The organism is Aeromonas eucrenophila (assembly GCF_000819865.1).
Taxonomy (GTDB): Bacteria; Pseudomonadota; Gammaproteobacteria; order Enterobacterales; family Aeromonadaceae; genus Aeromonas; species Aeromonas eucrenophila.
The window spans coordinates 115,957-127,214 of the sequence record NZ_CDDF01000019.1 but is presented as its reverse complement, the minus strand read 5'-3'; the positions used below and the strand labels follow the sequence as shown (position 1 = coordinate 127,214).

Annotated in this window: 16 protein-coding genes; 9 read left to right on the top strand and 7 right to left on the bottom strand. The window is 61.3% G+C overall.

What is annotated here, in order from left to right:
* A partial coding sequence (locus BN1124_RS20150) for a response regulator (RefSeq protein WP_042644922.1) occupies window positions 1-256 on the bottom strand: 256 nt, incomplete at its 3' end.
* Between the two features lie 152 nt (window positions 257-408).
* A complete protein-coding gene (gene fkpA / locus BN1124_RS20145; RefSeq protein ID WP_042644920.1) occupies window positions 409-1,215 on the bottom strand; it encodes an FKBP-type peptidyl-prolyl cis-trans isomerase in 807 nt (268 codons plus the stop codon).
* Window positions 1,216-1,334: 119 nt separating this feature from the next.
* Here fkpA and BN1124_RS20140 point away from each other — a divergent pair, with 119 nt between their 5' ends.
* Complete coding sequence (locus BN1124_RS20140; protein ID WP_042644918.1) at window positions 1,335-2,303, top strand: WD40 repeat domain-containing protein; 969 nt, start codon at window positions 1,335-1,337, stop codon at window positions 2,301-2,303.
* Between the two features lie 15 nt (window positions 2,304-2,318).
* Entirely contained in the window at window positions 2,319-2,534 is a 216-nt protein-coding gene (locus tag BN1124_RS20135; RefSeq protein WP_025328072.1) for a SlyX family protein, read from the top strand.
* Window positions 2,535-2,602: 68 nt separating this feature from the next.
* On the opposite strand, the gene BN1124_RS20130 is transcribed toward BN1124_RS20135, so the two are convergent.
* Both BN1124_RS20130 and BN1124_RS20125 read right to left on the bottom strand, forming a co-directional pair.
* A complete protein-coding gene (locus tag BN1124_RS20130; protein WP_042644916.1) occupies window positions 2,603-3,241 on the bottom strand; it encodes an FKBP-type peptidyl-prolyl cis-trans isomerase in 639 nt (212 codons plus the stop codon).
* A gap of 145 nt (window positions 3,242-3,386) precedes the next feature.
* The gene (locus BN1124_RS20125; protein ID WP_033130616.1) at window positions 3,387-3,593 is read right to left on the bottom strand and encodes a YheV family putative zinc ribbon protein; all 207 of its coding nucleotides are present in this window, start codon (window positions 3,591-3,593) and stop codon (window positions 3,387-3,389) included.
* A 39-nt stretch (window positions 3,594-3,632) separates the two neighbouring features.
* Between BN1124_RS20125 and BN1124_RS20120 the strand changes: the two genes are divergently transcribed.
* The 3 genes from BN1124_RS20120 (at window position 3,633) to BN1124_RS20110 (ending at window position 6,384) form a co-directional block, all read left to right on the top strand.
* Window positions 3,633-4,301 (top strand): hypothetical protein, encoded by a 669-nt coding sequence (locus BN1124_RS20120; protein ID WP_042644913.1) that lies wholly within the window; start codon window positions 3,633-3,635, stop codon window positions 4,299-4,301.
* A 143-nt stretch (window positions 4,302-4,444) separates the two neighbouring features.
* Window positions 4,445-5,344 carry a chemotaxis protein CheV gene (locus BN1124_RS20115; protein WP_042644911.1) on the top strand — a complete coding sequence of 300 codons (900 nt, stop codon included), beginning with the start codon at window positions 4,445-4,447 and terminating at the stop codon, window positions 5,342-5,344.
* A 59-nt stretch (window positions 5,345-5,403) separates the two neighbouring features.
* Window positions 5,404-6,384: a hydrolase gene (locus BN1124_RS20110; RefSeq protein ID WP_042644909.1), complete on the top strand. Its 981-nt coding sequence runs from the start codon at window positions 5,404-5,406 to the stop codon at window positions 6,382-6,384.
* Here the strand turns inward: BN1124_RS20110 and BN1124_RS20105 are convergent.
* Window positions 6,369-7,520: a GGDEF domain-containing protein gene (locus BN1124_RS20105; RefSeq protein WP_042644907.1), complete on the bottom strand. Its 1,152-nt coding sequence runs from the start codon at window positions 7,518-7,520 to the stop codon at window positions 6,369-6,371. The two genes, BN1124_RS20110 and BN1124_RS20105, sit on opposite strands and share 16 nt — an antisense overlap.
* 83 nt (window positions 7,521-7,603) lie before the next feature.
* Here BN1124_RS20105 and BN1124_RS21065 point away from each other — a divergent pair, with 83 nt between their 5' ends.
* The 3 genes from BN1124_RS21065 (at window position 7,604) to BN1124_RS20090 (ending at window position 9,463) form a co-directional block, all read left to right on the top strand.
* Entirely contained in the window at window positions 7,604-7,846 is a 243-nt protein-coding gene (locus BN1124_RS21065; protein WP_082041674.1) for a YheU family protein, read from the top strand.
* A gap of 198 nt (window positions 7,847-8,044) precedes the next feature.
* Window positions 8,045-8,914, top strand: a complete 870-nt coding sequence (locus tag BN1124_RS20095; RefSeq protein WP_042644903.1) for a phosphoribulokinase — start codon at window positions 8,045-8,047, stop codon at window positions 8,912-8,914.
* Between the two features lie 15 nt (window positions 8,915-8,929).
* Window positions 8,930-9,463: a DUF4136 domain-containing protein gene (locus tag BN1124_RS20090; RefSeq protein WP_042644901.1), complete on the top strand. Its 534-nt coding sequence runs from the start codon at window positions 8,930-8,932 to the stop codon at window positions 9,461-9,463.
* Between the two features lie 63 nt (window positions 9,464-9,526).
* On the opposite strand, the gene BN1124_RS20085 is transcribed toward BN1124_RS20090, so the two are convergent.
* Together BN1124_RS20085 and BN1124_RS20080 are read right to left on the bottom strand one after the other, a co-directional pair.
* Entirely contained in the window at window positions 9,527-9,826 is a 300-nt protein-coding gene (locus BN1124_RS20085) for a hypothetical protein (RefSeq protein ID WP_042644899.1), read from the bottom strand.
* A 49-nt stretch (window positions 9,827-9,875) separates the two neighbouring features.
* Window positions 9,876-10,280 (bottom strand): OsmC family protein, encoded by a 405-nt coding sequence (locus BN1124_RS20080; protein WP_042644897.1) that lies wholly within the window; start codon window positions 10,278-10,280, stop codon window positions 9,876-9,878.
* A 314-nt stretch (window positions 10,281-10,594) separates the two neighbouring features.
* Here BN1124_RS20080 and crp point away from each other — a divergent pair, with 314 nt between their 5' ends.
* The gene (gene crp / locus BN1124_RS20075; protein WP_025328082.1) at window positions 10,595-11,233 is read left to right on the top strand and encodes a cAMP-activated global transcriptional regulator CRP; all 639 of its coding nucleotides are present in this window, start codon (window positions 10,595-10,597) and stop codon (window positions 11,231-11,233) included.
* Window positions 11,234-11,258: the final 25 nt, after the last annotated feature.

Sequence of the window (11,258 nt, the reverse complement as noted above, 5' to 3'; positions counted from 1 at the left end):
GGGCGGTGATCACCACCACGGAGCAGGGCAACTGCTGCTCGGTGATCTGCTGCAAGATGTCCATGCCGGACATGTCGGGCAGCTCCAGATCCAGCAGCACCACGGGGGGCGGGCTCGCCAGCAGCTGCGCCAGCGCCTGCTGGCCACAGTCGGCCAGCAACACCTCATAGCCATCCTGGGCCAGGTACTGCTCATAGACGACCGCCAGACTGCGGGTGTCTTCCACCAACAGGACGCGAGGTTTGCTTTCAGCCACGGGATCCATCCTTGCGATTGATTTTGTTGTCTATTCTGGGGGCTACCCGCCACACACTCAAGATGTGACGACCCTATTTCTTCTCTCGCCAGCGGCGGGTCGAACCAAGTAAAAACGGCTCCCTGAGGAGCCGTTTTTGTGCAGCATTGTGCTTATTTCTTGCTGTTGTCACCTTCGGCGGCCGGCTTTTCGATGGCCAGCAGCTCGACGTCAAATACCAGCACGGCGTTCGCCGGGATGGAGCCTGCACCGTGCTCGCCATAGGCCAGCTTGGACGGCAGGAAGAACTTGAACTTGGAACCGACCGGCATCAGTTGCACGCCTTCGGTCCAACCCGGGATCACCTGGTTGAGCGGGAAGGTGGCCGGCTCGCCACGATCGACGGAGCTATCGAACTTGGTGCCATCGGTCAGGGTGCCGGTGTAGTGGACCTTGACGATGTCGGTGGCCTTGGGCTTGGCGCCGTCACCCAGCTTCTCGACCTGATACTGCAGGCCGGATTCGGTGCTCTTCACGCCCTCTTTCTTGGCGTTGGCGGCCAGGTACTCTTCACCCTTCTTCAGGTTGTCCACGGCATCTTTGTCAGCCTTGGCCTTGGTCAACTCGTTGATCTTGGCGTCGTACTGTTGCAGAACCTTCTGGATCTCTTCGTCGGTCATGCTGGCTTCTTTGCCCAGACCGTCGGTCACCCCTTTGAGGATGACGGTGTTATCCAGCTTGATACCCAACTCCTGCTGACGTTCCAGGGTGTTGGCGATATAACGACCCATGGAGAGGCCGATGGCATAGCCGGATTGCTCTTCAAAGCTCTTGGCTTCAGCCTTGGGGGCCTCTGCCGGCTTGCTGGCTTCTGCCTTCACCTCTGCGGTATTGGCAGCAGGTTTTTCATCTTTTTGGCAACCAGTCAGACCAACGGCAACGGCCGCAGCCAGCAGGGACACCTTCAGAAAATTGTTCATCCGTTTCTCCAAAACTCTAAATACCGCTCTCGGTTCCTTCGTGAAATGAGAGGTTTATCGTGATAAGCGCCTTATACTAACGCCGTGATCGCAGGTAACGAAAGCATGAGACAGGAAAAATGATCAAAAGTGCCATTTATCTCATCGCTATCTGCCTGACGCTGACGGGCTGCGAACAGAGCTCATCACCGAACCTGCAGATCCCCCTCGCCAAACAAGGCTTGCTGAGCGCGGATCTGAGTCTCGACGGCAAGCAAGCCATCGTCTCCAGCCTGAGCCAGGGCACGGTGGTGTGGGATCTGGTACAGGGCAAGGAACGCTGGCGCTGGCGTCAGTCCGATGACCAGAATGACTTCGTGACCCTCACCCGTTTTTCCCCTGACGACAGCCACGCCATCACCGCAACCCAGCACACCTTCGCCATCTGGCGCCTGCAAGATGGCCAGTCCCAAGGCTACTATTCGCTTCCTGAATCCAGCCTGAGGGACGCGGCATTGTCCGCCGATGCGCGTCAGGTATTGATCGGGCGAGCCGACGGCAAGGCGGAGCTGGTGGATACCCGAAGCGGCCGCCGGCTGCAGTTTCTCGGTCATACCGAGCAGGTCAATACGGTGGATCTCAGTGCCAATGGCCGCTACGCCCTCACCGGGGGCAACGACTACAGCGCCTATTTGTGGGACACCCGTTCGGGCCAGGTGATATGGCGTTTCCACCACGGCGGCCGGGTGGTGATGGCGAGGCTGGACTCGGCGGGGCGCGTTGCCTTCACCGCCGACAGCCATCAGGCCAGCATCTGGGACTTGAAAACCGGCAAGGAGCTGAGCCGGCTGCGACTCGATCACCGCTTCGAGGTCCATACCAGCGCCCGTTTCGCCAATGACGGTCAGTGGCTCATCACCGGGGCCCCCTCCCGTCAGCTCTCCCTGTGGCGGGTGAGCGACGGCAGCCTGCTGCAACGCTGGCAGGTATCGCCCCATCCAGACGTGAAACCGCCGAGCGCTGTGGTCTATGGCGTGGCTTTGCGCGACAATAGCCACCTCGTCAGCGCCAGTTCCAGTGGCCTGGCCGAAATCTGGACTATCAAGTAAAGGACCAAAAGGCCCATGAGTCAGCAACTTAACGATCGTCTCGAGACCCTGGAAAGCCGTCTCGCCTATGCCGAATACACGGTGGAGCAGCTCAACGAGGAGGTGACCACCCAGGGCCGTGAACTCGACCGGCTCAAGCATCAGATCCAGCTGTTGGTCGACAAGCTGCAGAGCGTGCAACCGAGCCAAATCGCCAGCATGGCCGAAGAGACGCCGCCACCGCACTATTGAGCGCGGCCCGTAGCACCATAAAAAAACCCGCGTCAGACGCGGGTTTTTTTATCAAGCCTTGGGGCAGATCAGTGCTGGTGACCCTTGCCACCGCAACCGCCACCACCACAGCAACCGCCGTGGCCATGGTCATCACCGTGGTCATGGCCGTGATCGTGACCGTGGCCACCACCACCGCAGCAGCCGCCGTGCTCATGGCCGTGGTCGTGATCATGGTCGTGGCCATGATCGTGACCGCAACCACCGGCACCGTGGACGTGGCCATGGGCCAGCTCTTCGGCGGTGGCGGCACGGACGTCCTTGATCTCGACCTTGAAGCCCAGGGTCACACCGGCCAGCGGATGGTTGCCATCCACCTTGATGAACTCTTCGGAGACTTCAACCACGGTCACCGGACGGTGGCCATCATCGGTCTCGGCAACGAAAGTATCCCCTTCGGACACTTCCATGCCGTCGAACAGCTCGCCGGGCACTTCCTGCACCAGAGTCTCGTCGTACTCGCCATAAGCCTGGCCTGGCGTCAGGGTGACGTCGAACGCCTCGCCCACGCTGCGACCTTCCAGCTCGGCTTCGAGGCCGGCGACCAGATAACGGGTACCGTGCAGATACACCAGAGGCTCTTTACCGACAGTGGTGTCGATGACTTCACCGTGTTCGTCGGTGACCGTGTATTCCAGCGTAACCACGCTCAGGGGAGCTACTTTCATGTCAGGGATCCTGCGGATAGAAAAAAACGGGCCCAGAATACCTTAAAAAGGTGGCCAAGCATATGGCAGGGCCCCCTCCGATATGCTGAAAAACTCATCAGCACGGCGCCAGGCCGGCTTTCTTTTGGAGCGATGAGGTTGACCCCTATTCCGGCCTGAACACCCCTATCACCTGTTCGGCCTCGCGGGTCGCCTTGTCCACCTCGGCCTGGGTCTGCACCTGGGTATCCCCGCAGTCGACACAGGTCACCTTCTCGACTCCATGCTCCATATACAGCATCATGGTGTCCATCTTGCCGCACGCCGGACAAACTGCACCGGCAATGAAGCGTTTTTTACGTCTGGTTTCCATTTTTGTTACCTCCAGGCAGCATCATATCAGGGTTTCACCATGCATCACGCCATCGAATATCAGCATTTTTCCACTCCTCATCTGCAGGTCGGTGCCCGCAAGCGTGTCCCCATGGGACAACTGCTGCGCGTCACCCAGGGAGCGGCGCTGCTAAGACTCGGCGCCCATGAACTGCTGCTGACGGCGGGCAGCCACTTCTGGCTGTGCGCCGATGCCCTCGCCGCCTTCACCCCCCTGGCCGGCAGTCACATCGACCGGCTGATCTGCTCGGTGCGCGTGGCGCAACCCGCCCAGGCAGGCTGGTTGCAACCCACCCCGCTGCTGGATGCTTTGTTGGATAGCTTGGCCAGCTGGGACCGGGAACGCGACTGGCAAGGGGCCTATGGCCACCGTCTGCGGGTGATCCAAGACGAGTTGCGGGGCTGCACCCTCCGCTCACAGGGGGATCAGGGGTTGCAAAGCGCCTGGCGTGCGCTGCAGGCGGGTGGCCTCGCCGCCGGGCAATCCCTCAGGGCCGCCGGACTGGATCCCGAGGCCCTCGGCGCCCAGTGGCAACTGCTGCAGGCGGCGCGCCTGCTCCGAAGCGGCAGCAAGCCGGCACAGGTGGTGGCAAAACTCGGGTTCAGGGATGAGGGCGCACTGGCCGAGGCTTGCCTGCGCTGGCTCGGCCTGCCCCTCGATTCCCTGTCGCAGTCCCCCTCGGCCTGAGCCTGATGAGCAAAGAAATAATGGTGAAAGGGATCCAGTTTTGCGGCCCCCGGTCGTTAACAACAGACGGGTCATCGCTATCATCATCTTCTATGCTGAACACCGAATCGACCGCCATCGTTTAGATCAACAGGACATCCGCCATGACGAGCAAGGCCAACCAATCCCAGGGCATGTTGCTGTTTCACCTCTCCGCCAGGCAATCCTTCGCCATCGGCACCCTCAAGGTGAAGGAGATAGTCCCCTACACCCAGCTCACCGCCCTGCCCCATTCACACCCGACCGTGCTCGGCGCCGCCAACATGCGGGGCACCACCATACCGGTGATCGACATGGCCATGGCGGTGGGGTATAGACGCATCACCCGGGAGGAGATGGCCCAGTGTTTCATCATCATCACCGACTGCCGCCGCACCCTGGTGGGCTTCCTGGTGCGGGGCATCGACAAGATCACCGAGTGCAACTGGCGTGACATAGAGCCGCCCCCGCCCTCCCTCGGCCAGAACGTGTTCGTGACCGGGGTGACCAAGGTTGGCGAGCAGTTGATCCAGCTGCTGGACGTGGAGCTGATCCTCTCCCGGGTCTATCCGGACGATCCCAGCCACCTCTATCCGGTGCTGACCGACGTGCAGCGCGAACGGCTCAAACCGATGCGGATCCTGCTGGTGGACGACTCCTCGGTCGCCCGCCGCCAGCTGATGGCGGCGCTGGATTACATCAACATTCCCTACGAGGTGTGCACCAACGGGCGCGATGCCCTCAGCCTGATGCAGGGCAAGGTCGGCCAGGGCAGCCGGATCGACATTCTGGTGAGCGACATCGAGATGCCGGGGCTGGACGGCTACGAGCTGGCGTTCGAGGTGCAGAGCGATCCCAAGCTGGCGGAGGCCTACATCATCCTGCACACCTCCCTCTCCAGCGAGATCAGCGTGGAGCGCGCCCACCAGGTCGGCGCCCACGAGGCGCTGACCAAATTCGAGGCCAACGAACTGATCCAGGCCATGCTGCGCGGGGCCGAACACCACGACCGCCTGCCCGCCTGACGAACGCGGCGAGCCTGGCTCGCCGCCCCCTTGACCCGCCCGCTACCCCGAGCCCTTTCATGCTGACAGAGAGCCACTTTCACGCCCCCTGGTGGGCCCGCAATCCTCACCTGCAAACCATCTTGCCCAAGTGGTTGCGCCGCACGCCGGCCCGCTTCACCGCCGAGCGGTTCGAGCTGGCGGACGGGGATTTCGTCGATCTCGCCTGGAGCGGGCCCATCCGCCAGGACGAGCGGCCGCTGCTGGTGCTGTTTCACGGTCTGGAGGGGAGCATCCACTCCCACTATGCCAAGGGACTGTTTGCCCACCTGCAGCAACAGGGGAACGAGGCGGTGCTGATGCATTTTCGAGGCTGCAGTGGTGAGCCGAACCGGCTGCTGCGGGCCTATCACTCCGGTGCCATCGAGGATGCGCAGGCGCTGATCACCGAGCTCGGCCGCCGCTTTCCCGGCAAGCCCATGGTGGCCATCGGCTATTCCCTTGGTGGCAACATGCTGGTGAATCTGCTGGCGCGCGGCTGCCCTGCGGAATTGAAGGCCGCCGTGGTGATCTCGGCACCGCTGCAACTGGCCAGCTGCGCCGATCGGGTCAATCAAGGGTTTTCACGGGTCTATCAGAGCTATCTGCTGCGCACCATGCGCAGCAATCTGCAGAGCAAGATCCGTCATCAGGACGCGGCCCGGGCCCGCTGGCAACCGGAGCAGGTCGACCGCATCGCCACCCTGCGCGACTTCGACGAACAGATCACGGCGCCGCTGCACGGGTTCGACAGTGCCGATCACTACTATCAGAGCTGCTCCGGCCTCGATCTCCTGGCCCGGATCCCCATCCCGACCCTGGTGATCCACGCGGCCGACGATCCCTTCATGACCCGGGCGGTGATCCCGACAGCGGAACAGCTCTCTCCCCTGGTGCGCTACGAGCTGAGCCGACGGGGTGGCCACGTGGGCTTCCTGCACGGCACGCCCTGGCGCCCCCGCTTCTGGCTGGAGGAGCGGATCAGCCTCTGGCTGCGGGAGCAGACTCAAGGGGCTGTCTGATAGCCATTTCGTCCCCTATCCTTGACCCGATACAGCGCCTCATCCGCTCGCACCAGCAGCTCGCCTATGGTTTCACCGCTGCGTAGCAGGGCGATGCCGAGACTCGCGGTCACCTGATCGGCAACGCTGGAGCCGGCGTGGGGAATGGCGCAGCGGGCCAGCTCGCTGGCGATCCGTCTAGCCACCGTCTCAGCGGCGGCACCATCGGCCCCGTACAGCAGGATCACGAACTCCTCACCGCCATAGCGGGCCACCACATCCGTGGGCTCGCGCAGGGAGGTGCGCAGGCAGTCAGCCACCGCGATCAGACACTCATCCCCCTGCTGATGACCGTAACGATCGTTGTACAACTTGAAGAAATCCACATCCAGCAGGATCAGGGCGAGGGAGGTCTGGTGCGCCCGCACCTCCTTGAGGATCTGCTCGCTGACGGTGGCGAAGTAGCGGCGATTGGCCACCCCGGTCAGGGGATCGCTGTTGGCCATGGCATCCAGCTTGCGCGCCAGCACCAGGTTGTCATGCTCCCGCGAGACCGCCAGCTCGAACCAGCCGTTGAGCATGCGTCGCCCGGTCTCCAGCACGGTGAGCAGCACCCCCACCGCCAGCACGTTGACCATGTTGATCGGGGACGGGCTGCCACCGGCCAGCACCAGCAAATACAGCAAGGGGGCGGCCGCCAGGCAGTAGAACAGCCGCAGTTCGCTGTAGAAGGCGATGAGGGCCGTCAGCAGCAGCAGGCTGACCATGTTGAAGATAAGACTGAAGCTCCCCTTGGGATCGACGAGGGAGATGGTGTAGCCCGCCGATGCCCAGGCCATCCCCCAGCACAGGGCGCAGCCCCACAGCCAGGGTCGCCACACCGAAGACGGCTGGCGGAAGAGCCAGCGCCACAGGAGGGGCAGCAGCAGGCAGAGGCACATCATGGCGATGAGCTGCCACTCATAGTGCCAGGGCAGGATCCCGGTCGGCATCATATGGGCATCCCAAAAGATGTAGAAGCGGGTCAGCAGGAACAGGATGGCGATCAGGTTGATCACCCAGAACCAGCCCAATCCCCCGTCGAGGGCCCGGCGACGGGCATCGTGCAGATGGTGATCGAACCGGCTGGCGAGGCGGCGCTGTTCAGCGGAGAGCATGCACGACCTCCCGCAGACAAACCCCTTGCGCTTGGCGGCCAGACGCAGACAATGTCCGCATTTCAATGAACGAAGATGAAATCATGATAATCCCCTGGCAAGAGCTTGATCCGGATACCCTCAACAACCTGCTCGAACACTTTGTCCTGCAAGAGGGTACCGAATACGGTGAACAGGATGTCAGTCTGGCCGACAAGGTCGATGCTGTCAGACAACAACTGCAGCAAGGTAGCGCAGTTATCGTCTACAGCGAACTCCATGAGAGCATAAATATAGTTCCTCTAGAGTCCTTGCATCGTTTTGCCGCACCGGACATGCCTGAATAAGGCACAGTTACCTATCCCACAGGCAGTGAATATGACCAACAGCTGATGCCTGTAAAGCACTAATAGGCACTGGAATGGCTCATTACAGTTGTTTTCGCTGCCTTTCAGGGATCCCGAGGCTGGCCTCGGCCATAGAACCCACTTGACCGCGCTTTGAACATCCCCTTATAAGGGAACTCCCAAGGAAGAGAGAATTCTATGTCGGCAAAGCATCCCATCATTGCGGTTACCGGTTCGTCCGGTGCCGGCACCTCCACCTCCACCAACGCCTTTCGCTCCATGTTCCACCAGCTGGGGTACAACGCGGCCGTGGTCGAGGGGGACAGTTTTCATCGCTACACCCGGCCCGAGATGGACGTGGCGATCCGCAAGGCCCGCGAGCAGGGACGCCACATCAGCTACTTCGGGCCCGAGGCCAACGACTTCGGCCTGCTGGAGTCTTTCTTCCAGGAGTACGGCCAGAACGGCAACGGCCAGTACCGGCGCTACCTGCACAGCTTCGACGAGGCGGTGCCCTTCAACCAGATGCCGGGCACCTTCACCCCCTGGCAGGATCTGCCGGGGGAGACGGATCTGCTGTTCTACGAGGGGCTGCACGGCGGCGTGGTCACCGGCGAGCACAACGTGGCCCGCCACGTGGACTTTCTCATCGGGGTGGTGCCCATCGTCAACCTGGAGTGGATCCAGAAGCTGATCCGCGACACCTCCGAGCGCGGCCACTCCCGCGAGGCGGTGACCGACTCCATCGTTCGCTCCATGGATGACTACATCAACTTCATCACCCCGCAGTTCTCCCGCACCCACATCAACTTCCAGCGGGTGCCGACCGTCGACACCTCCAACCCCTTCAGCGCCAAGGTGATACCCAGCCTGGACGAGAGTATGCTGGTGATCCGGTTTCGCGGTATCAAGCAGGTGGACTTCCCCTACCTGCTGTCGATGATCGACGGCGCCTTCATGTCGAGGATGAACACCATAGTGGTGCCGGGGGGCAAGATGGGTTTTGCAATGGAGCTGATCCTGCGCCCCCTGATCCAGCAACTGATCGAAACCGGCAAGATCACCTGAGCCAAGGAGCTTACGATGCGCGGTGCACTTCTCTCATTAACACTGGCGGCCCTGCTGGCGGGTTGCAGCACGGGCCCCGCCGCCCCCACCGTCGAGACGGGTACCATGGTGGTGCGTCCGGCGGATAACTGGACCTATGGCACGACGCCGCGCTATGCGCTGGCCGAGCAGTTCCAGTATGCGGGCAACAGCGCCGCCGGCTGGCTGGAGCCGGTACAGCAGGCGGTCAGTCGGGATCTCAATGGCAAGGGCTGGCAGAGCGTGCCCCTCGATGAGGCCGACGTCTGGGTCGCCATCGGAGTGGCAGGCAGCAAGGACATGAGCGACGGCGAGATCTTTGCCCGTCTCGGCATGACCCCCGGGCTGCAGGCCGGCGCCGATGCCCGCAAGGGCACCCTGGCCATCATGCTGCTTGACCGCAAGACTCAGCAGACCGTGTGGAGCAGCGCCATCCAGCTCGCCAGTGACGTGCCCATCGACGACGACGCCCGCAGCCAGCTGAGCCAGCAGCTTGCCGAGCAGCTACTGGGCGCCCTGCCCGCGCGCTAACCCCCATAACACAACGGCCCGCTTGAAGCGGGCCGTTTGTTGATACACCAGACTGACAGCGGGTTATTTGAGCTCGCAGGTGAGCAGAGTCACGCCTTTTTGTACCAGGGTGGCCTTCTTGTCCTGATGGGAGAAGGTGGTGACGCCATCGGAATAGCTGGCCGTGTCTTTGGGTGACTCGATGCGACCCAGCTTGTGATACACCCCGGCATAAGGGAACTGCACCATGTCGGCCTGGGCATCGTAGGTGATGGCCAACAACTCTTCCCCACACTGATACTGACTGTATTGATACTGGGTCGGCTGCGGCATGCTGCAGGCGGCCAGTCCGAACAGGGGAAGCAACATTATCGTCTTTTTCATCGCACTTTCCTTATGTCATGGCGTTATAGACGGGACAAACCACAAACTATCAAGCTTCAACAATTTGATAACTATGGGTAATTTCTACCGCTTTTTCCAACATCAGGGAAACCGAACAGTACTTCTCCATCGACAAGTCGACCGCGCGGGCCACCTGCTTCTCGGCCAGCCCCTTGCCGGTCACGACGAAATTGAGATGGATCTTTTCAAACACCCGGGGGACGGATTCGGCCCGCTCCCCTTCCAGCTCCACGTGGCACGCCGTCACGGACTGACGCGCCTTCTCCAGGATGGAGACCACGTCGATGGAGCTGCAACCACCGACCGCCAGCAGGATCATCTCCATCGGGCTGGCACCTTCGCCCGGGTTGGCGCCGTCCAGCGTCACTTGATGACCGGACTCGCTCTCGCCCACAAACTTCATGCCTTCCACCCAGCTGACCTTGGCTTTCATCTCACATTTCCTCTCAATGACGACGGTTCTGACGCCCATAGCATACCTCAAGCAGGGGCCGAGTGGCACATGCCCCATTATCTTGCGCACTTCCAGCGTAAATAGATCGAAATCAACATCTTCCGACCTCTTCTTGCCTAGAATGGCGGCGATGGCGCAGCAGAACGATGCACAGAGATGGACGGCACAGTCCCAAAGCCTTGTCAGCACAGACAAAGGCTCTTATTCTACTGCGACCAAAGACGAAGGAATGGCAGGCTTGGCAACTTGCCCGGACGCACGAGTCCATAAAAAGACACTACAGAGGAAGTCTCATGATCATTGGCAAACCGCAAAGCGATCCCACCCTTGAGTGGTTCTTGTCGCATTGCCACATTCATAAGTATCCCGCCAAGAGCACCCTGATCCACGCCGGCGAGAAGGCAGAAACCCTCTACTACATCGTGAAGGGAACCGTCGCCGTCCTGATCAAGGATGACGAAGGCAAGGAGATGATCCTCTCCTACCTGAATCAGGGGGATTTCCTGGGCGAGATGGGGATGTTCGAAGAGAACGAGAACCCGGAACGTTCCGCCTGGGTACGAGCCAAAGGCGCCTGTGAAGTCGCCGAGATCTCCTACAAGAAGTTCCGCCAGCTGATCCAGGTCAACCCGGACATACTGCTGCGCCTCTCCGGCCAGATGGCCAAGCGCCTGCAGCACACCAGCCAGAAGGTCGGTAACCTCGCCTTCTTGGACGTGACCGGCCGGATCGCCCAGACCCTGCTGAACCTGGCCAAGCAGCCGGATGCCATGACCCATCCGGATGGCATGCAGATCAAGATCACCCGTCAGGAGATAGGCCAGATCGTCGGCTGCTCCCGTGAAACCGTTGGCCGCATCCTCAAGATGCTGGAAGAGCAAGAGCTCATCTCCGCCCACGGCAAGACCATAGTGGTGTTTGGTACCCGCTGACCGGGGGTCTGACGGCCGCGCACAA